This is a genomic window from Gardnerella sp. DNF01195 (assembly GCF_049244175.1).
In the GTDB taxonomy this organism is placed as follows: Bacteria; Actinomycetota; Actinomycetes; order Actinomycetales; family Bifidobacteriaceae; genus Bifidobacterium; species Bifidobacterium leopoldii.
Genome location: NZ_CP058383.1, coordinates 1,373,315 through 1,393,345 on the forward strand (window position 1 = coordinate 1,373,315; position 20,031 = coordinate 1,393,345).

Sequence of the window (20,031 nt, forward strand, 5' to 3'; positions counted from 1 at the left end):
TTGGACGAAGCTTTGCACAGAAGATGCAAGTAAGCGGTTAATTTGCAATGCAGAATGCTGTTTCGTTGCTATGTCATACACGTTATCGTGGCAGTTTTTGTAAGATTTGCAATTTTTGCCACGATAACTTGCTTAAAAAATATAGTTATACAAAAGGAATAACATTTTCAAGCGAACTTGATGAAATTATAAACTTATTGAACGTTCTTAGCTCTAAGCAAAATGACTAAATTTTGTATCCATTGGCGACAAAGCGACAATTTTGGCGACATAAAAATGCCGCTTTGTGTCATATCTCTCATGTTTATTCTTGACAAACTCATATAACAACTTTAATATTTTTAATAAAAGTTTAATTTAATTAAAGTTTTATAGGTTGACGAAAGGGGTGATATGGATCATATTCCAAAATGGATGGCTAATCTCACAGACGAAGATATGTCGTTTATAAAGAACTTTGTATTATCGTCTGGATCGTTAAAAGAAATGTCGCAAATGTATCAAGTCTCTTACCCAACGATGAGAATCAGGCTTAACCGGCTCATTGAAAAGCTGCGCATAAGCGACAATGAACCAGAAGACCCGTTCGTTCTTTTAGTAAAGAGTCTTGCTATTGACGATAAATACGATGTTGACACAGCTCGAACACTCATAAACGAATATAGAAAAAGAAAGGATGAATCATGAGCTATGCATTATTTGGTCCAATAATTGACATTCTTATTGCACTTGTTATATGCGTATTAGTGTTCTTTATTGCAAGAAGTCTTATTCGATATGCGCATTCTCTTAAGAAAGACGATAAGTCATCTAAGCAGTCTGCAGAAGATAAAAGAATTGTATTACAAGACTTATAAAACACAAAAATCACACGTTATCGTGGCAAAAATTGCAAAATTCGCAAAAACTGCCACGATAACTCGAGAGTTTAAGTACTGCTAGTTTAGTGGAATAACAACATTGACCAGCCAAGTGTCATCATCTTTTTGCGCGTTTAAAGATCCACCTAAACGTTCCACAGATTTTTTGTGGAATAGTAACCCTTTGCCAAAAACAAGTCTTCCACCAAACTTATTCGACAACGAATTCATGCACATTATTTTGCATTCTCGCTCATCAACAGTAACGTTCATAGAAAAGTCAACGCTAGTATTGCAATGCTTGCGAATATTAGTAAGCAACTCGCTGCACATGCGAATAGCACATTGAGCTTTTTCAGTACTAACAGTTGCAGATGCAGCAAAATCACCACTCCCCGAACTTTTATCAACCACTATTAAAGAGCCATAGTACCCAAGCTGCTCACAAATTTGCCGTTCAGCCTGTAAACGCGCACGAATATTGCATAAAAGATCAGTCAAATTCATGCAATCATTGCTATTAGAACTATAAACAAACTGCGTACTAGCAATATTTGAATCTAAAGAATCATCATACTTTTGTTCAGCTTGCTCAAGCAGGCTGATAACAAGTCTCGCTTTGGAAAGTGCATTACGCGAATGTTCAATAATCTGCTCTAACGATTCTTTTGTATGTTCATTGTTCTCAACATATAAAGCATCCGTCGCAAGCAACGTAATATCAGTAATCTCATTGTTCACATCGTCATGCAATTGCAACGCAACAGACGCAATATAAGACTGGAACTTACTCCGTACAATATCCATTTTTGCGCGATTATTTTCTTCCAACATGTTCAAATATTTGCGCAAAGCGTAGCCACAAATCATAGAAATAAGAACAAAACAAGGAAAAGTAAGCGGAATGTACGCCATTTTTGCAAAGTACATAATATTAAGCGAAACTATGTAAGCGCAAAGCAAATACTTCCACGAATCGTAAAAGCCTGCAACAAGCATGCCAGCGAGCAGCGCAAAAAGCACACAAGTTGCATTTACGCCTGGTACTGCTAACGTTACGCAATAAAAAATCGGAGTTACGAGTGATATTTGACGCGGAAAAGCAATCATAAGAAAAGTTGCAAACATCCAAACGTATTGGCACGCAGATTGTAATGGATTGTGCCACAAACCAGCTGTATTGCAAGATTGCACGTCCATTGATACTACAAGAATCGCCAATATTATGAATAAAGTTCGCTGAATTTTCCAGCTTTTAACCAACTCAATAACGCGCGAAAATGTGTTCATTAACATGCACTATCCGTTTCTTGCAAAAAATTCGGATGATTCTGCGGCGAATTATAAGCATACGACAGATTGCTATTTTGCTCACGATTTTGCATTGCAGCAAATGCGGATATTGCTTGCACTCGGTTAGAAACATGCAATTTTTTGTAAATTCTATGAATATGCGTGTTAATAGTGTTTGACATAAGACCAAGTTGAGCCGCAATCTGATTCGTTGTGTAGCCTTTAGCAAGCAGATCCATGATTTTTAGTTCTTGAGGCGGCAAAACGCTACGCGATCTTGATTTAGAAAGCCTAATAAAAGATTCTTGCGGTGTAGCAAAATCGTAAGCAACGTCTTTAACGCAACGGCAGCCATACACGTGCTGATTATCGCAATATTGCAAAGCTTCTGCCAAACCTTTGAAATTGTCTTTAGCAACCATTGCCTGCCCACCAACTTGCGCTACTGACGAAGCATAGGATCTGCAGTCATACGAAGTCATACCAATTAAAATAATGCTATTGTTTTTCTCACGAATTGCGCGTATTACGTCTACTCCAGACATGTCTTTCATTGACATATCAATCAAAATATAATCCGGAGTAGTTTTTGCTACTTGGCAGTATTCCAAAGCTTGCGCTCCAGATTTTACGCACCATTTGCACGCGTACTCGCTTGGCAAAAGCTTGCTGAGCACGTTTCGCATAACCGCTAAAACTAATGGATCGTTATCTACTATTGCATACGTTTTTGGCATAATGGCTTTCTTGCAATTTCACGCTACTTTTCTTATATTTTACTTTATAAGTGCGCACAAAATAGAGCAAATTGTGTAGCAAGAAATGATTACAAGTAATGCATGTAAGTCAAATGTGATTATAATAAGTGACAGTATGCGACTTTTGGTTGCGTTGAAAACTCATTTTCAATAATGATTGCAGCAGGATTATATGACAAAACGATTAGTAGTATTGCACTCCGCAGAAGTAGCTGCGATGGCGTTTGCCTCGGCAGCTGCTTTTATGCGTAGTTTTGGCTTTTTTGTTTTGTGGCTTGTTTTAGGACTTCTTTCTGTTGCAATGTATTCTTATGCATATTTTTTCTTGCGCAAGAATGTTCTTGAAGGCGAAAATGCAAGTAACACAAATAATATAGCTGAGCTTGATAGCGATAACACTAACAGTATAAGTAGAGATAGTGAACTTAAGAGCACAGGCAGCAAAAAGGCTTGCGATACTGAAAATTACGATAGCTGCGATAATTGCGATAACTATGACAACAATGTTAAAAACAGCTACGGCTCAGAAAACGACAAAAGCGAAAGTGCCAAAGAAAACAAAGTTGTCGCACTAAAACGCAAAAAAGTCGAATTGCAAAATAAGCAAATACTTAACAATTACTCAAATAATTTAACAAATATTATTACATGCTTTATTTGTGGGCTTATTCACGTTCCTTGGATTTATTACTACGGAATTGCAAATGGTGTCTTAGCATTAGTGATTTTGTGTCGAGTCATAAAGCGCCCACAAGGTCACCCTACGGATAAAAGCGATTTTTAAGGATTTAAACTTATTGGCAATCTACCATTACGTTGAGCACTAACTTTTGAGTACATTTATTGCACGGATTGAATTGAGGCCTCTTGGCGAGCAACATCAAGCGCTTTGTTGAAGGCATCGCTAGTCCAACTTGCTCCAGCAACAACCGAAATATGCAAATTTTTCAACGACTTTCCAACAATTTTTCCAGGTATAGCCTTTGAAAATGCATCCATATGACCTCTTGAAATCGGCGTAAACGGATGAGGCGTTATTTGCACATCGCTAACATTTCCATTTGCAACGCTTAAGCGTACATCAAAACTGTCTTCTGAAACCGGACCATACGTGGATTTGACTTTATAGTCACCATCTTTGTAATTGCCAGTATCAGTTTTAGACTGGTTTTTAGAATCCCCAGAATCTTCACTTTGAGCTGAAGACTTAGATTGCTGAGCACCAGCATTGTACTTGCCTGAAGGATTACCACCATCATCTGCACTCTGACCAGAATTGCCAGCAAACTCATCATTCATTGGCACAGCACTAGGTTCACCGCAAGCCGACAACATAGCAGAAGATGCAGCTACAATTGCAAGCGTAGCAACGGTTTTTGCAACTTTTTTGGATTTCAAATCATCGCGTGAAACATCGTGAAACATATTATCTGAAATCATAAAATCATCGCCTTTAAATCTTGTATATTTTAAAATCTTGCGCAACTAATCATCTAAATTCGCTAATTTAGGCGACTTAGTAGGCTCATGGTCTTGCAAAGCTTCCACAACACTTTCATCAACGTGAGCACTCGTAAACGCAGGCTTGCCACCAATCGCCTCGTACGCTTTGCGCGCACTCTCATTATTCCAACGCTCACCAACAAGCACACCGTGATTAAGCATAATTTCGCGATCCGCGCATTGAGCAACCAGAGAATCGTGAGTTACAACAATAATCGTAGTCCCTTGATTGTGCAGCTGCTTAAACAAATCGAGCACAATCTGCTCATTTTTTTCATCCAAATTACCAGTCGGCTCATCCGCAAGCAGCAACTTCGGACAGTTAATAAGCGCGCGAGCAACGCACACACGCTGCTGCTCGCCGCCAGAAAGCTGGCTTGGTAAATGGTGAGCGCGGTCCTTCAAGCCAACTCGATCCAAAGCATCCATTGCCTGAGCTTCGTCAACAACAGAATGATAGTATTGCGCAACCATCACGTTTTCAACTGCCGTTAAATGCGGCACAAGATAAAACTTTTGAAAAACTAAGCCAATTACGTTTTTACGAACGTCAGCAAGCTGACCGGCATTCAAATCCTCAAGTTTGCGACCTTGCAAAGACACGGAACCCTTGGAAGGCGAATCCATGCAGCCAATAATGTTCATAAGTGTTGTTTTGCCAGAGCCACTCGAGCCAACAATAGAAAGCCACTCGCCTTCTGGCACAGTAAGCGACAAATCGTCAACCGCGCGAAGAGATCCGTAAATCTTGGAAATATGATCCAAAGTCAACAGCATTTTTGGCTTAGACTCCGCGCCTTCCAACTTATTTTCTACATTCTCTGTCATATTAAATCCTTAACTCAAATCTTAAACAATCTCTAAATTTACGCTTAAAATTATTCTTCTCGAAGCACAATCGCAGGATCGATCTTTGAAGCGCGCAAAACAGGCGGCAACGCAGCAACGCAAGATGCAATAATGCTAAACGCCACCGAGAACGCAACAAGCCACCAATTCACGCCCAAATCTCTAGAGAACACCATTGCTGCAAGCAAACGTGCAAACACATACCCTACTGCGGTACCAGCAACGCCACCAACGAAGCCATATAATCCAGCTTCAGCAGTAAACTCCACGCCAATACTCCGTGCGCTCGCACCCAAAGCTTTGCGCAAACCAATTTCATTTCGACGCTGTTGCACAATCGAAGAAATCGTAGTGCTCACGCCAACCATCATCAACACTAGAACAACTAGCGACACAATGCAGAACAGGCTGCGCAACATAGTAATAATGCCCGTATCAGCAGCAGTAACTTTAGTAACTTGCTGAGCGCGCACACGCATAGAAGTCATGTCGTTAATACTTCTCACAACAGCATCAACACTAGGAGCAGAAGACGAGTAAGCAATAACATCCGTACCACGCTTAACTCCTGTAAGAGAATTTACATCTGCGTTTAGCGCATATAACATGGAATCCTCTGCGCCGCCTGTGTCCAAAATGCCACAAACGCGGAAAGTTGTGCCGTGAGTATCCATAATATCTGTTGAGACTCTGCCTTCAACGAGCTTTTGTTGAGATGAATTTTGTGCAGATTCTTCTGAAGAATTTGCAACAGAATTTTGCGCTGGTTTATCTGCAGATTTATTTGCAGCCTTATTTTCAGACTTCTCTGCTGGCTTATGCGAGCCAGCAGTATTATCCGAGGATCTATACGCAATCGCAATTCGAGAACCTATTTTTAAGCCCATCGCAAGAGCTACATCTCGCCCAACCATAACATTTCCACTGCTAGGCCAAGAGCCGTCTACATTCCAATGCTTATTAAGCGACTTTACTGAACGAACGTCTATTCCTGCTAAAACATACGGAGCTGCGTTAATACGCACGTTTTCGTAACGATACGTAGCAGAGCGCATAGCACCTTTTGCAAGAACCATATCATTTGTGTGCAAAACCATTGCGCGATCAATACCGTTTTTCCACTCGCCCTCAATTGGAGTTACGATAATATTCGCTCCATACGCACGCATTTCATCGCTCATTTGCTGAGGCACAACAAGGCAGATTGCAGCTAAACAAAACAGCGTGGCAGCACCAACAAGCGTTGCAATAACAGCCATCAAAGCACGCGATTTTCTACGAAATACCGCGCTAAATAGCATGGTAATAAACATAGAATTGTTGGAAGTCATATAAGATTTACCTGCCATGAAGCACCTCCGCAGGACGCACACTCAAAATCGAACGAATCGACGAGCCTGCAGCAGCAAGCACAGTCAACGCAAGCAGCACGAACACCAGAACAAATACCATCGGTCGGAACAAAATCGCAGAGTCGAACACTGTAAAACCAATAATCTGCGCCACTGCAAATCCCAAAGCCATGCCGAGTAACGCTCCACCAAACGCAATAACCGCAGTTTCCATAAGCATAAGACGAGCAACAGCACCATCACGCGCACCCAAAGCCTTAAGCAATGCAAGCTCACCGGAACGCTCAGAAATTGAAGCAGCCATAAGATTCGCCACAGCAACAGCCGCAGCAATTAAACTTAACGCAGTCATCAAAACCATAACAGCGCGCGTCTTATTTAATACGTTACCCTGAAGAGCTGCAACTTGACGAACCTGCTTTGCAACAGCTCCAGGAATTACCTCCTCAATTTGGTAAGTAATCGAACTCGGGTAAGCCGTGCAATACCAAGTTTCCCACTCTTCCTGGCTGAGCGCTGCCGGATTTTTAGCAGCCTTTCGCGCTAAATCATTTTCAGGAGTAGTAAGCGCCTTTACTTCAATCGAATCAACCTTATTCGGCTTATTTGCAAGGCTTTGAGCATCGCTAGAACTTGCGTAGATTGCGTTATTATCGTCGTCGCCAGAATCGTATATGCCAACCAAGCGCAACGAAACCTCGCGCCCGTCACGAATCAAACGCAAACGCTGACCAATTTTTAAGTGCAAACGCTCAGCTAGCTGCGCACCTACCATTGCTTCAGATTTATTATCTTTTGCCCAACGACCTGCATTAATCTTCCACCAAGAGCGCAAACCCCTAACACCAACAACCGTTGTTTCCCCGGAAGCGAGCGCAAGCTTACGATTAAACCAAGTTCCAATAATAGGCACTACCAAATCGCCAGAAGATTTCGCTTCAAGATTTGCGTGAACTTTTATTTTCGGCGCAAAATTAGTGATATTAAACGCCCAGAAAATCATTTTTATTTTTGCAGCATCAGATTCTTTTAGCGAAGCAGTAGACTCGTGACTTTCCGCAGCCTTTAAACTCCCAGAACCATTAGTATCAATCTGCTCTCGAGAAGCATACAAATCATTTACAACAGCGCTAGATTTTGGCTGAACCACAATATTTGAACCATATGAACTAAGCTCTGCGTTAATTTTGTCTCCAACGTCATACACAACGCTAAGCATTGACACGCTAACGCACGCGCTTAAGCACACTACGAGCGCAATTAACACACGCTTTTTCAATTGCCGCACAAGAGATCGAGCAACCATGCGCATCATAAACATAGCAACTCTCCCTTACTTAAAATGCGAACTGAGCACGTCTAAATCAGCAGTATGAATTGTGATTTTGCCATGCCCAGCCTTATACGGGAACGGAATCGGATTGCAACCACCTTTAAAACCGATAGTTGCCAAATTAATTGCTACGTCACATTTACGGCAAATAATCTTACCGTCTTTTTCATAGTAGCCTGCATCTCCACAGTTTTCGCAAGCATCCAAGCCAACGCCATACGCTCCACCATTCTTTTTAATGATTATAAAGCGCATAACAGTGCCGTCTTTTGCTTTGTATTGGAAGCGATGCAAATGACCATCTGAAACTTGAACGTAATTAATAGTCGCAACACCATCGTGCAATTCGTACGGTTCTGGAGGCGTAAGAGTTGGTTTAATATTCATAATAGATACGCCTACAGTAAGCGTAAGTATTACTGTGATAGCAGCCAAAAGAGCTGCGAGCGCAGACTTTCGAGATTTCCTTTTAAACGCTCGCTTCGTGCGAATTTCTGCAGCATTTTCACCAACTACAGCCGTTTTAAAGCCGATTATTACGGATGCAGCAGCAGGAATCATAAACACGCTAATTTGCGCCATAATCATTAACGGAGCGTTATTAATTAGCCAAACAAGCACGCTGAAAGAAAAGTCATCCATATAAAGCAGAATGCTTCCTTGCATAATCTGCAAAAGTGAAGTTATGTGCTGCACTAGCAAAATAATCATGCTTAAAACTACAGCGATTTTGAAAGAAATCGCGTTAGATGTAGTGCGCAAAGAACGAACCATAAGGCTTAAGCAAATAGCAGCAATAACTCCAAGCACAAAACCAAGCGCTCGAAGCAACATGTCTGATGTAAAAGGCGGAGTGCTTGAATCCACGAAGATAGTAAGCTGCAAAATAACATCTGGCAAAGCATAAAACACAGTAAACGCTAAGCAACATGCACCAATTGCGTTACTTATGTGCATTAAAAGCGGGCAATTACGCCAATTTCTTACTATTTTGTGTGAAAAGATAACCACAATAATTGCAGCAATATCAAGCGGAACTGCAATGCACAACGCCGGCATATTAATAAAGTTTCGCTGATTAATTACCACAGATGCGCGAAGTATAGCAAAAATAAGAGCTGCAACTGTGCCTGCAGACAGCCCATACAATCTCCAACGTGCGCTTAGAGGCTTATCTCGCCCCTCGCCAACAGTGAGCGATGTGCTTAATCCCATTGTGAGTAGCGTAAGAGGGAGCAGCCCAGGCATAACTGCCACAAACAGTCTGAGCATAACTCCCTCCTTTGCTGTTACTTATTATTTACTAAAATTATTAATTAATCGCTAATTATTAACTAGCTATCACTACCACTGACGAGGAGTGTACTTCCAATCGTCGAAGGTTGCCTTAATTGGCTCAGTCCAGAAGCGACCGGTTACGCCGGTAGCAGGATCGACGTGAAGCATCCAACCCTTCTTTTCTGGGGATTCAATAGAAAGCACGAGCTTGTAATTTCCAGCCTTGTCAAGCTTAACGTTTGCACCGTAGTGAGGGCCATCGGAAGCGTTCATCTGCATAAAAGTACCCTTGCCAACGGATTCACCGCTTGCCTTATCGACAATCTCATAATTCACAGTCAAATCTGGAATGAACTCGCCCTTACCGTAGCCAAGCTTTGTACCTTTTTGGTTAGCGTGGATATCGGCTTCAAGGTGGAAGCTTGCTTCACTTGCCTTCAAACCCATACCGGCTGGGAGCATATCAACTGGCTGGAAGTACACGGCACCAATAGTAAGAGGTCCAATGTTCTGATCTTGGTGAGGACCAACTGGAACCTCCTCAAAGCCCTTATCGCCGCCCTTGTCATCAGACTTGTTATCAGACTTCTGCTCGGTTGCTTGTGACTTAGCATCAGTTTTAGCTGAATTGCCATTGGAACCGCATCCAGCGAGCGCAAGCAGTCCAGCAAGAGCTAAAGCTGCAATTGCTGTCATTTTATTATTCTTCATATCTAACCTTCTGTATTTGTTGTTAGTTACTTTTATTTAATTGTTGTTATTGGTTGTTTATTAATTATTTATTAGTTGGTTATTTGTTGTTTTGCTTATTTATTTTCTATCGCGCGTTTCCCACGACTTCGCGCAATAGATACGCAAAGCAGTGAAATCACAACAATTGCTGCCACAATTTGAGCAACAATCGTCTCAACATACGGATAGAACCCAAGCCAATCGTTAGTTGGCAAGCCTTGAATATACATTCCTTCGAGAGCATCGCCCTCGATTAACGCGTGCACGCCACCGCCCGCAAAAATTACTACGAGAACAGACATAAGAGCGCTTGTTCCAGTAAAGAATGGGCGAATTGGTATGCGCACAGATGCGAAACGAATCAGCAAGAATATCACTACAAGAACTGCAGCAGCGGAAATGAAGCCTCCCCAAATCATAGAGTCAGCTCCGTTTGAAACTGCAAAGATTGCTTGATAGAAGATTACAGTTTCAGCACCTTCGCGGAACACCGCAAGGAAACTCAATAACGCTAAAGAAACCAAACTTCCCTTAGAAACTGCTGCCGTTGTTTGCTCACTAATATACTTATTCCATGCTTGCACTGAAGATCTAGAAATCATCCAATTACTCGTGTAAAGCAGCATAAGCATTGCGAACAATGCAACAACGCCTTCTGTAATCTCCTGCTGCGGACCAGAACCATTAAATAGCAAGCCGAATAGTGCAGCTACAGCAAGAGATGCCACAATTCCAGCCGCAATACCTAGGTAAATATACTTCACCATATTCTTGTGACCGGATTTAACAAGGTAAGCAATAATTGCTGCAACAACTAGCAACGCTTCCAAACCTTCACGAAGCAAAATTACGAAAGCCTGACCGAATGAGCTAGTTATGAATTGCATAAATGGATTTGCGCTTGAAGATGCGCCTTTGTCTAATTTTGCTGCGTCTTCAATAAGCATCGCTTTAAGATCCGTTACGAACTTTTTAGCTTGCTCAATAGTTCCGCCGTTGTTCATTGTTTGGCGGCACTCTTTGAATTGATACTCGACAGTCGAAACGCGACTTCCGCTTATTGCATTCATCACGTTCTTCTCGAAACCAAGCTTTTCGTAATACTGGTAATAGGCTTCGTTAATTAAATCAACTGCAGATGCTACTTGAGTTTTATTACCTTTTGCAGACTTGTATTTTGCAACAGACTTGTCGAGAATAACGTTCATTTCTCGAGCAACTTGACCCCACGTACGACCATTGCGCCCGAGGTTTTTCTTTTTTGCAGCATCAAGCTTTTTGCGCTCTGCTTTAATTTGCGCACGCAACTTTTGTGCATAAACATTTGGCTTATCCACTTTTAAGTTGGCATCGAGACTAGATGCAGTTTGTGCAACATCCACTGAAAGAGCCGTTGAAACAGCACTTATTTGTGAACCTTGATTTTGCTGGTATACAAGCGTTTGTAGCTGCTGGAATTGATCAGTTTGTGCCTGAACTTTATTCTGCCCGATTGCATCTCGCACAACCGTAATCATGTTAGAAGCAACATAAACGGAATTGTATGCTGCTTCAAATCGAGTTGCAGCTCCAGAATTATTGCCACTATTGTATTCTGATTGACCTTGTAGCAATTCTTTATTAATTGCTTTAGAAACTTCTGTCCAGCTAGTATATGAACGATCCGCATCTGTTGCAAAAGCTGGAATAGTTGTAGCGAACGAACTCACTATGCAACCTACCAACATGCACACAGCCAGAATCAGTGCAGCCGAGTCACGAATAATTCGGCGCACTTTTACATACGCGCGCATAACATCTCCTCGCGTTCTTCCGCGTCTTCTTGCGATTCCGCACTTCTCACGCGTTTTACGCCTTTTGCGTTAACGCATTTCTGCATATCTACGCGCTCTACCCCAAATTGAGCGCACCCAACTAAAACTTGCCATTACAAAGGCCCCACAGGTACATAATATCGACATATCATGTAGATTGATATAGTTCTACGCAAAAAACACGCAAATATTACAAAAATGATATTGATAACGATAATTATCAATCTTTTTGCGATTATGCAGCAAAAAAATACGCTGGAAAGGCGGCCGTTTTGCGAAGCGCATAATTTGGCGAGATTACAGCAAACTCAGAGCCGGTAGTTTGCACGATTTTTTGCAAATCGCTTTCTTGCGATACGAACAACGCAGTTGCGAGCGCATCAGCGTAAGCAGTTGGAAAAGCACAAGTTTTAGCAGGAATATACGCCCAGCTTGCAGAAAGTTTTTGCGAAGGAACGCCGTCTAAAGCGTTAATCAGATGAGTTGCAATTAAATTAGATTCAAAAGCATTGTCTGCAAGGCAATTTGCGTCTTTTACTTTCCAACGCTTTCTTGCAGCAGACGAAGCACACAACGCTCCGCTTGCAATTGATGCCACTCCAACTGCTTGCGTTGTATCAAAAGGATTTTCCAGCGCAACTTTTATTTGGTAATCTTCATCGCTAAAGCAAGCGCGCATATCACCGCCGGCATTTACCAAAAAATCGCAATCCGAAAGCGAATCGTCACCAAGCTCGTCTTTAAGAATATTCGTTACAAGATCTACAAAATAACCCTTCCCAGCTGCCCCAAAATCAAGCTGCACTGGCTGATTTGTGTGAAGCGTTGTGCCGCTGTCATCTCGAGAAATATCTGCCCACTTAACTGGAAGAGAGCGGCGATATTTGCTCCAGCTGCAGCTGACACTGCCACTATTCTCGCTCGCGCTAACAGTAGATTCCGGAACGAATTGCACAGAATTATCGTAGCCAAGCGCAAGCAGATCCGCGCCAATACAAGCGTCGAAAGCTCCGCGAGTGGCATCGTAAAACTCGTCGTAAATTGCAAAAAGCGACCCAGCCCACGACGGAAACTCAAAATCGCCGCCATGCTCCGCACAAGCCATACGCGAAACAAGCGAATCTTCACGAAAGCGCGAAAGCACCGATTCATACTCTTCAACAAAAGCGCGAATCCGCTTCTGCACGCGCTGCGAAATCGGCTTGCTGCTAGAGATAATAATCCCCGTTCCAAGCGCGCGCGCAATCGCAGTAACATTTTCAAACATCGCTTGCTTCAATCCCTAAGTCAAAACTCTCTGTTACTCGTCAAAATCCGCAACAAAACAACAAAAACAGCAAAATGTCGACATAGTTTACAGACAGTCTCATTCTATACCGACATTTTTAAAAAATAGCAGCATAGCACACAAAAACATTCGCCTATACCTACATTCTGGCAAAATGAAGGCATAGCGTGCAAAAAATATTCATCTATACCAAAATTTTTGCAAAAACGCATTATAGAAATATTTATGGCACTGGCAACATAACGCAACTCGTTTCTGCGTAGCACGATTTACGCGTTTTAATGAATACCCATAACAACTAGCTAAGAAACAAATAAACAACGCTACTTAAGCAACCAATCAACAATGCTTTCAACGCGAATGCCGTCGTAATCATCGTCCAAAGCCTTGCTCAAAGTAATAACCAGCTTTTCATAATTATTCTGAATCTTCCGAAGCGGCTTTAACTCTCGCTCGCGCACAGACTCATCCATCATGCTTTCAGTTACTTGAATATAAAGCTTTTCGCAAGCAGAAGTCGCAACAAAATCAACTTTTCACAAGTTTAAGTCATTCATGACCTAAACTTCGATTTTTCCTAAGTTTAGGTTATTGATAACTCAAACTTTGTATTTTTGCAAGTTTAGATTGCACACTATAGCGATACATAATTGCTAGATTCAATCTATGCCGTAACGAGTTTTATACGCAGCGTAATCCTTATCTTGCAAAACACTAGCCACATTCGGCGCGTATTCGTATTCTTCTTCAACAAGATGCGCAAACTGCTGCTGCGCTAAAAGCTCAACCTGCAAAGGCTTTGTAATAATGTGGAACATATCTTCAAGAAGCTTTGTATCGTTAGCATCTTTAGCCTGGATTGAAGCTTCGTCGTTAACACGCTGCGTTATTAATCCCCAATCGAAATGGTATCCAGCATCTCGCGCAACTATATCCCAAAAAACGCGTTGCGTTCTACCATTGCCCTCACGAAATGGGTGTAAAACATTAAAATTATTGTAATTTACGCTTAGCTTACTAATAAACTCGTCAATAGATAAACCTTGCAATAAATTATCATTTTTAAGCGTTTGCTCACAGTAGCGAATCCCAACGCCCATATATTCAAGCGGATGAAACGGCTCGCCACCGCCTTTAGACATGTCAATAGTGCGAATCTGACCAGCCCAATCGTAAACATCCTGGAAAAGATAATGATGAATCCACTGCAATTGCTTAACAGTTCCTTCAGCATGTGGCAAGTTTTCGTACAAAATAGAACATCTCGTGAGAACAGCATCGTTCTCATATTTATCTAATTCAATCTGATTATTTATATTAGATTTGTTCTTCAATACCCTTGTGTGAGGAATAAGATAAGGGTCAAAAACTGTTTCCACGACACACATAACCCAATAACTTAATCCATTACGCCATATCTAGAACGCATTCTAGCAACAAATTCGTCACTGGTTATAAGACCTTTAGCATATTGATTTGCGTCATAAAGAAACTCTTTTGAAGGCGAATTGCCTTCAAGTCTGCCTGAAGCTATTGCAAGACCCAAATTTTCTTGACGCCTACGTTGCGTTTCTTTATCAATCATTTCTTCTCCCTGCCAACACACGCACCCAAATCAAAAATAACTACGCACTATTTTACTATTCGCAACGCATTTTGATTACTGCATATTCTGCTTACAACACATTTTTGTTGCATCATATTTTGCGATTTGACGAATCCAGCATCGGCAACATAACGCCACTAGTTTCGGTGCAACATGATTTACGCACTTTAAAACTAAGCAAATCCCACTTCGCAAATTTGAAAATTTTTTAATTTTGCGAAGTCAGATGATATTTGCACAAGCCGCAAAACACAAAAAACAGAACGCAATCGGAAAATGCATAAAGAAAAGAGCCTTCGCGCAAGCGCAAGCAAGAAAACAAACAAGCGAACGCGAACACAAATAGGCACTCACTTTCAAAAGTGAAAAAATATTACAGTTTTGAAAGTGAAAATACGCATCTATTTTCAAAAGTGAAAAATACTACATACTGCGATTCTGAAAACAAAATTAACGATGATCCCAAATTGGAGCGCGATACTGCTACTATCGCCAACACAATCCCAAAACCCAAACCAAAGCCTAAACTCAAACCAAGGCTCAAACCAAAACAAAGCCTAAACCCAAACCAAAGCTCAAACCGAAACCATGCCAAAGCTCATAACAAACCTCGCACCACTGCGCGGCAGAAACTTTACAGCGGCGTAAAGTTTCGGTCGGATTAAGGCTGTAAAACGTCAGAAACTTTACAGTCATGTAAAGAAACAGTCGCGAAATAGCAGAAAAACGGCAGAAACTTTACACGCGAGTAAAGAAAAAGTCGTCTACACACCAAAAAACGTCAGAAACTTTACAACGCGCGCCAAAAACAAAAGGCAGGAGCTCGGGATACCCAAACTCCTGCCTTTTCGCTTACTTCACTTATACGTAAGCCTAAATCACCTTAGCGTTAGGCAGCACGTTGCCGTCTTTATCAACGTTACAACTATGCTCAACAGCAATAGTAATATGATCAGAATCAACAGAGAAGAAGCCGTCTGTCACTTTAAAAACGTGACGCACACCCTTCAAATCGTCAACCTTCACAAAACCGTGATCAATCAACGCAAGCACAGCCTCATGTCCAGGAAGCACGCCCATAGCGCCATTCACAGAAGGAATAACCACGAACTTGGCGTCACCTTCCCAAACAGGATGCCTGGCTGCCACCACACTAACGTGCAGCGATTTTACTTGCTTCTCCGACATAATCACGCACCAAACTCTTGCTGCATATCGTGCCAACGACGCTCAAGATCATCAATGCCACCGATACCAGAGAATGCCTGCTCAGGAATCTCATCGTAAACACCATCGCAAATGCGAGTGAATGCCTCAATGGTTTCGTCTGCTGGCACATAAGAACCTGGACGACCAGTGAACTTTTCAGCCACATAGAAGTTCTGACCAAGGAACTGCTCAATCTTACGAGCGCGGCTCACAGTAGTCTTATCTTCCTCACCAAGCTCATCGATACCAATCAAAGCGATGATGTCCTGAAGCTCCTTGTTACGCTGCAAAATAGCCTTAACGCGGTTTGCGCAATCATAATGAGCCTGACCAACGTAACGCGGATCCAAAATTCTAGAAGTAGAAGTCAAAGGATCCACAGCTGGGTAAATACCCTTAGCTGCAATATCACGTGAAAGCTCAGTAGTTGCATCCAAGTGCGTAAAGGTTGTTGCAGGTGCAGGATCAGTGTAATCATCTGCAGGCACATAAATAGCCTGAAGCGACGTAATGGAATGACCGCGCGTAGAAGTAATACGCTCCTGCAATGCACCCATTTCATCTGCCAAGTTTGGCTGGTAACCAACTGCGGAAGGCATACGACCCAGCAAAGTGGACACCTCAGAACCAGCCTGAGTAAAGCGGAATATGTTATCGATGAACAGCAACACATCCTGATTCTGCACATCGCGGAAGTACTCAGCCATAGTCAAAGCGGTAAGAGGCACACGAAGACGAGTCCCAGGAGGCTCATCCATCTGACCAAAGACAAGCGCTGTTTTCTCCAAAACGCCAGCATCAGCCATTTCGCCAATCAAATCGTTACCTTCACGGGTACGTTCGCCAACGCCAGCAAACACAGACACACCACCGTGATTCTGTGCAACGCGCTGAATCATTTCCTGAATCAACACAGTTTTACCAACGCCTGCACCACCGAACAGACCAATTTTACCGCCCTGAACGTAAGGGGTAAGCAAATCGATAACCTTAATACCAGTTTCGAACATCTGAGTCTTAGACTCAAGCTGATCAAAAGCAGGTGGGTTACGGTGAATTGGCCAACGCTCAGTTACTTCAATATGCTCGCCAGGCTTAGCATTCAAAATGTTGCCTGTAACATCGAACACGTGACCCTTAGTAACGTCACCAACAGGTACAGAGATTGGACCGCCAGTATCTCGCACTAAAGCACCACGAACCAAACCGTCAGTAGGCTTTAAAGCAACTGCACGCACAGTCGAATCACCAAGGTGCTGCTCAACTTCCAGCGTGATCTCGTGAACGGTATCACCTTCCGTGTTACCAACGGTAGCAATATCGACTTTGAGAGCATTGTAAATATCCGGCAGATAGCCGACTGGGAATTCAACGTCAATCACGGAACCCTGAACGCGGGTTACGCGACCAGCTGTTGGATCGACCTCCTGCTCAGCTTCTGGAGGCGCTGTGGTCTGATTTTCAGCCATATGCTCCTAATCCTCCTCATTATTCAGCGCATCAGCGCTGCCGATAATCTCGGTAAGTTCTTGAGTAATGGATGCCTGACGAGAAGCATTAAGCTTTCTTGTCAAATCATCCACCAAATTGCGGGCGTTATCTGTAGCCGTATGCATAGCGTTCTGTCTGCTTGCCGTTTCGGAAGCAGCAGAAGTAAGTAAGCACTCGTGAATACGAGACTGAATATACTTCGGCAAAACAGCATCCAATACTTCATCCGGGCTTGGTTCGAAGCAATACTCCACAGCTTCTGGATTGCTGCGGCTAACTGCTTCTTCACGAGCCGAAACTGCGCTCGTAGACGACAACGCTGCTGAAGGACCAGATGCTGCTTCATAGTCAGGACGATGCATAGAAAACTCTTCACCGTCCTTCAAAGGAACCAGCTCAACTGGCAGCATGCGTAACGTACGAACTTTTTGCCTCACCATATTTATAAATTCAGTGAACACAATATACAGTTCCGAAACTCCGCCTTCTGCTTCCGGCGTCATATAAGCGTCCATTAAAGTATCGGAAATCTTTTCAGCAATAGTAACGTCAGGATGGTCAGTAGAACCTTCCCAAGTACCTGCCACATCGCGATTGCGATACTTGTAGTAAGTTGCACCACGTCGACCGTACACGTACAGTTCTGCATGTTTACCTTCTGCATCGAGTTTTGCAAGAAGTGCTTCAGTCTCACGAATAATCGAAGACGTAAACGCACCTGCCATACCACGATCAGAAGTAAGAGCCAAAACTGCTACGCGATTGCCGGCATGCTCTTTACCAAAAATAGGATGCTTAATATTTGCTTCGTGATGAGCTACCAACGCCTGCACGGCATCGAAAATTGCGTCACTATAAGGCTTAGCATTAAGCGCAATATCTCGCGCTTTAGCGATATGAGAAGACGCAATCATTTCCTGAGCCTTAAAGATTTTACCCAAAGACTGTGTGGAAATAATTCTCGATTTCAATGCAAGTTGGGAGGACATACGCTACTTCCCCTCAGGCTCGCGACTGTCTGCTTTTGGCTTAGCTACAAGCTGTTCCTTCTCAACAGGAGCAGGGTTTTCAGCCGGCGGCAAAGAATCCTTTACAATCAAAGGTTTGCCAGCAGATGTCTTAAACGTCCTACGGAAATCATCAATGGCTGCATCAAGCTTAGCTTCAGTTTCCTTAGTGAAGTCTTCAGTATCGCGAATTACTTGCAAAATGTCGGTTCCTTTATCCAAGTAATCCAACAATTCGCTTTCGAAACGCAACACATCCTTCACAGGAATATCGTCAAGCTTTCCATGAGTACCAGCCCACACAGAAACAACTTCTTGCTCCATTGCTCGAGGAGAGAACTGCTTCTGCTTAAGTAGCTCAGTCAAACGAGCACCGCGAGTAAGCTGTGCCTTTGAGGCTGCATCCAAATCAGAAGCAAACATTGCGAAGGATTCCAAAGACTTGTAACGAGCCAAGGAAATCTTCAACATGCCGGAGACTTTCTTCAAAGCCTTAGCCTGAGCTGCGCCACCAACACGAGACACGGAAATACCAACGTCTACTGCTGGACGCTGACCTGCGTTGAACAAATCAGACTGCAAGAAGATCTGACCATCGGTGATAGAAATCACGTTGGTTGGAATGTATGCAGAAACATCGTTTGCCTTGGTTTCGATAATTGGAAGACCGGTCATAGAACCGCCACCCAAATCGTCAGAAAGCTTAGCACAACGTTCAAGCAGACGAGAATGCAAGTAGAACACGTCGCCTGGGTAAGCTTCACGCCCAGGTGGACGACGCAAAAGCAAGGAAATTGAACGGTATGCTTCTGCTTGCTTCGACAAATCATCGAAAACAATCAAAACGTGTTTGCCGTTGTACATCCAGTGCTGACCGATTGCAGAACCAGTGTAAGGTGCAATGTATTTAAAACCTGCAGAATCAGAAGCTGGGCTTGCCACGATTGTGGTGTACTTCATAGCTCCTGCTTCTTCAAGGCTTTGACGCACTGAAGCAATAGTGGAACCCTTTTGACCGATTGCTACATAAATGCAGCGAACCTGTTTCTTTGGATCTCCAGTTTCCCAGTTAGCCCGCTGGTTAATAATCGTATCTATTGCGATTGCAGTTTTACCTGTTTGACGATCACCAATAATCAACTGGCGCTGACCACGACCTATTGGCGTCATTGCGTCAATAGCCTTCAAACCAGTAGACAATGGTTCATCGACTGGATGACGGTGAATAACGTCTGGAGCCTGGGCTTCAAGAATACGACGCTCATTGCACTCAATCGCACCCAAACCATCGATTGGATTACCCAACGGATCAACGGTACGACCAAGATAAGCGTCACCAACCGGCACAGACAACACCTCGCCTGTGCGGTATACTTCCTGCCCTTCCTCAATGCCTGTAAAATCGCCGAGAATAACAACGCCGATTTCGTGTGCATCAAGGTTGAACGCAAGACCCAAGGTATCGTTCTCGAATGTGAGCAGCTCGTTTGCCATGCAGCCGGACAATCCAGCTACGTGCGCAATGCCGTCACCAGCCGTAACAACATAGCCAACTTCTTGCGTTGGCATGTCTGCAGGCTTATACGAGTCAACGAACCCGTCGAGTGCCTTGCGTATCAGGGCGGGATCAATAGATAGTTCCGCCATAATTCTCCTTA

Annotated in this window: 20 protein-coding genes; 3 read left to right on the forward strand and 17 right to left on the reverse strand. The window is 43.0% G+C overall.

The genetic code is table 11. The features are described 5' to 3' along the window. The first annotated feature begins 393 nt into the window (after window positions 1–393). Together HXT43_RS05340 and HXT43_RS05345 are read left to right on the forward strand one after the other, a co-directional pair. The gene (locus tag HXT43_RS05340) at window positions 394–687 is read left to right on the forward strand and encodes a DUF2089 family protein (RefSeq protein ID WP_004110367.1); all 294 of its coding nucleotides are present in this window, start codon (window positions 394–396) and stop codon (window positions 685–687) included. Further along, complete coding sequence (locus HXT43_RS05345) at window positions 684–857, forward strand: hypothetical protein (protein ID WP_004105682.1); 174 nt, start codon at window positions 684–686, stop codon at window positions 855–857. Before HXT43_RS05340 ends, HXT43_RS05345 begins: the two co-directional genes overlap by 4 nt. 81 nt (window positions 858–938) lie before the next feature. On the opposite strand, the gene HXT43_RS05350 is transcribed toward HXT43_RS05345, so the two are convergent. Further along, complete coding sequence (locus HXT43_RS05350) at window positions 939–2,156, reverse strand: histidine kinase (protein ID WP_174164275.1); 1,218 nt, start codon at window positions 2,154–2,156, stop codon at window positions 939–941. Beyond that, window positions 2,150–2,890, reverse strand: coding sequence for a LuxR C-terminal-related transcriptional regulator (locus tag HXT43_RS05355; protein ID WP_421780955.1), 741 nt, complete (start codon window positions 2,888–2,890; stop codon window positions 2,150–2,152). The genes HXT43_RS05350 and HXT43_RS05355 overlap by 7 nt, the downstream gene beginning before the upstream one ends. 193 nt (window positions 2,891–3,083) lie before the next feature. On the opposite strand from HXT43_RS05355, the gene HXT43_RS05360 reads away from it, so the two are divergent. After that, window positions 3,084–3,695, forward strand: a complete 612-nt coding sequence (locus tag HXT43_RS05360; protein WP_415707230.1) for a hypothetical protein — start codon at window positions 3,084–3,086, stop codon at window positions 3,693–3,695. A 56-nt stretch (window positions 3,696–3,751) separates the two neighbouring features. Here HXT43_RS05360 and HXT43_RS05365 read toward each other — a convergent pair whose 3' ends face one another. From HXT43_RS05365 to atpA, 15 genes are all read right to left on the reverse strand, one after another. Further along, window positions 3,752–4,351, reverse strand: coding sequence for an FMN-binding protein (locus HXT43_RS05365; protein ID WP_004574158.1), 600 nt, complete (start codon window positions 4,349–4,351; stop codon window positions 3,752–3,754). 45 nt (window positions 4,352–4,396) lie between these two features. Continuing rightward, entirely contained in the window at window positions 4,397–5,242 is an 846-nt protein-coding gene (locus HXT43_RS05370; RefSeq protein ID WP_004105693.1) for an ABC transporter ATP-binding protein, read from the reverse strand. 50 nt (window positions 5,243–5,292) lie between these two features. Continuing rightward, the gene (locus HXT43_RS05375; RefSeq protein WP_004574159.1) at window positions 5,293–6,612 is read right to left on the reverse strand and encodes an ABC transporter permease; all 1,320 of its coding nucleotides are present in this window, start codon (window positions 6,610–6,612) and stop codon (window positions 5,293–5,295) included. Beyond that, on the reverse strand, window positions 6,602–7,936 hold the full coding sequence (locus HXT43_RS05380; protein WP_004105697.1) for an ABC transporter permease: 1,335 nt from the start codon (window positions 7,934–7,936) through the stop codon (window positions 6,602–6,604). The genes HXT43_RS05375 and HXT43_RS05380 overlap by 11 nt, the downstream gene beginning before the upstream one ends. Before the next feature lie 12 nt (window positions 7,937–7,948). Further along, window positions 7,949–9,220, reverse strand: a complete 1,272-nt coding sequence (locus HXT43_RS05385; protein ID WP_410294578.1) for a Fe-S-containing protein — start codon at window positions 9,218–9,220, stop codon at window positions 7,949–7,951. A 72-nt stretch (window positions 9,221–9,292) separates the two neighbouring features. Beyond that, entirely contained in the window at window positions 9,293–9,937 is a 645-nt protein-coding gene (locus HXT43_RS05390) for an iron transporter (RefSeq protein ID WP_004105701.1), read from the reverse strand. 95 nt (window positions 9,938–10,032) lie between these two features. Beyond that, entirely contained in the window at window positions 10,033–11,751 is a 1,719-nt protein-coding gene (locus tag HXT43_RS05395; RefSeq protein WP_112928856.1) for an FTR1 family iron permease, read from the reverse strand. A gap of 256 nt (window positions 11,752–12,007) precedes the next feature. Then, window positions 12,008–13,039 (reverse strand): FAD:protein FMN transferase, encoded by a 1,032-nt coding sequence (locus HXT43_RS05400; protein ID WP_415707232.1) that lies wholly within the window; start codon window positions 13,037–13,039, stop codon window positions 12,008–12,010. Between the two features lie 344 nt (window positions 13,040–13,383). After that, entirely contained in the window at window positions 13,384–13,536 is a 153-nt protein-coding gene (locus HXT43_RS05405) for a hypothetical protein (protein ID WP_415707233.1), read from the reverse strand. Window positions 13,537–13,719: 183 nt separating this feature from the next. Beyond that, window positions 13,720–14,439 carry a Fic/DOC family protein gene (locus HXT43_RS05410; protein ID WP_116442577.1) on the reverse strand — a complete coding sequence of 240 codons (720 nt, stop codon included), beginning with the start codon at window positions 14,437–14,439 and terminating at the stop codon, window positions 13,720–13,722. A 20-nt stretch (window positions 14,440–14,459) separates the two neighbouring features. Beyond that, a complete protein-coding gene (locus HXT43_RS05415) occupies window positions 14,460–14,645 on the reverse strand; it encodes an antitoxin VbhA family protein (protein ID WP_004105736.1) in 186 nt (61 codons plus the stop codon). Between the two features lie 894 nt (window positions 14,646–15,539). Further along, on the reverse strand, window positions 15,540–15,854 hold the full coding sequence (locus HXT43_RS05420) for a F0F1 ATP synthase subunit epsilon (RefSeq protein ID WP_032835331.1): 315 nt from the start codon (window positions 15,852–15,854) through the stop codon (window positions 15,540–15,542). A gap of 2 nt (window positions 15,855–15,856) precedes the next feature. Next, window positions 15,857–17,344 carry a F0F1 ATP synthase subunit beta gene (gene atpD / locus HXT43_RS05425; RefSeq protein ID WP_004105740.1) on the reverse strand — a complete coding sequence of 496 codons (1,488 nt, stop codon included), beginning with the start codon at window positions 17,342–17,344 and terminating at the stop codon, window positions 15,857–15,859. 6 nt (window positions 17,345–17,350) lie between these two features. Next, a complete protein-coding gene (locus HXT43_RS05430) occupies window positions 17,351–18,355 on the reverse strand; it encodes a F0F1 ATP synthase subunit gamma (RefSeq protein WP_004574170.1) in 1,005 nt (334 codons plus the stop codon). Between the two features lie 3 nt (window positions 18,356–18,358). Then, entirely contained in the window at window positions 18,359–20,020 is a 1,662-nt protein-coding gene (atpA, locus tag HXT43_RS05435) for a F0F1 ATP synthase subunit alpha (RefSeq protein WP_032842365.1), read from the reverse strand. Between the last annotated feature and the right edge of the window lie 11 nt (window positions 20,021–20,031).

Coding starts and splice junctions, on each gene's coding strand:
- HXT43_RS05340 (WP_004110367.1), top strand. CDS start 394: ATGGATCATATTCCAAAATGGATGGCTAATCTCACAGACGAAGATATG.
- HXT43_RS05345 (WP_004105682.1), top strand. CDS start 684: ATGAGCTATGCATTATTTGGTCCAATAATTGACATTCTTATTGCACTT.
- HXT43_RS05350 (WP_174164275.1), bottom strand. CDS start 2,156: ATGTTAATGAACACATTTTCGCGCGTTATTGAGTTGGTTAAAAGCTGG.
- HXT43_RS05355 (WP_421780955.1), bottom strand. CDS start 2,890: ATGCCAAAAACGTATGCAATAGTAGATAACGATCCATTAGTTTTAGCG.
- HXT43_RS05360 (WP_415707230.1), top strand. CDS start 3,084: ATGACAAAACGATTAGTAGTATTGCACTCCGCAGAAGTAGCTGCGATG.
- HXT43_RS05365 (WP_004574158.1), bottom strand. CDS start 4,351: ATGATTTCAGATAATATGTTTCACGATGTTTCACGCGATGATTTGAAA.
- HXT43_RS05370 (WP_004105693.1), bottom strand. CDS start 5,242: ATGACAGAGAATGTAGAAAATAAGTTGGAAGGCGCGGAGTCTAAGCCA.
- HXT43_RS05375 (WP_004574159.1), bottom strand. CDS start 6,612: ATGGCAGGTAAATCTTATATGACTTCCAACAATTCTATGTTTATTACC.
- HXT43_RS05380 (WP_004105697.1), bottom strand. CDS start 7,936: ATGTTTATGATGCGCATGGTTGCTCGATCTCTTGTGCGGCAATTGAAA.
- HXT43_RS05385 (WP_410294578.1), bottom strand. CDS start 9,220: ATGCTCAGACTGTTTGTGGCAGTTATGCCTGGGCTGCTCCCTCTTACG.
- HXT43_RS05390 (WP_004105701.1), bottom strand. CDS start 9,937: ATGAAGAATAATAAAATGACAGCAATTGCAGCTTTAGCTCTTGCTGGA.
- HXT43_RS05395 (WP_112928856.1), bottom strand. CDS start 11,751: ATGCGCGCGTATGTAAAAGTGCGCCGAATTATTCGTGACTCGGCTGCA.
- HXT43_RS05400 (WP_415707232.1), bottom strand. CDS start 13,039: ATGTTTGAAAATGTTACTGCGATTGCGCGCGCGCTTGGAACGGGGATT.
- HXT43_RS05405 (WP_415707233.1), bottom strand. CDS start 13,536: ATGATGGATGAGTCTGTGCGCGAGCGAGAGTTAAAGCCGCTTCGGAAG.
- HXT43_RS05415 (WP_004105736.1), bottom strand. CDS start 14,645: ATGATTGATAAAGAAACGCAACGTAGGCGTCAAGAAAATTTGGGTCTT.
- HXT43_RS05420 (WP_032835331.1), bottom strand. CDS start 15,854: ATGTCGGAGAAGCAAGTAAAATCGCTGCACGTTAGTGTGGTGGCAGCC.
- atpD (WP_004105740.1), bottom strand. CDS start 17,344: ATGGCTGAAAATCAGACCACAGCGCCTCCAGAAGCTGAGCAGGAGGTC.
- HXT43_RS05430 (WP_004574170.1), bottom strand. CDS start 18,355: ATGTCCTCCCAACTTGCATTGAAATCGAGAATTATTTCCACACAGTCT.
- atpA (WP_032842365.1), bottom strand. CDS start 20,020: ATGGCGGAACTATCTATTGATCCCGCCCTGATACGCAAGGCACTCGAC.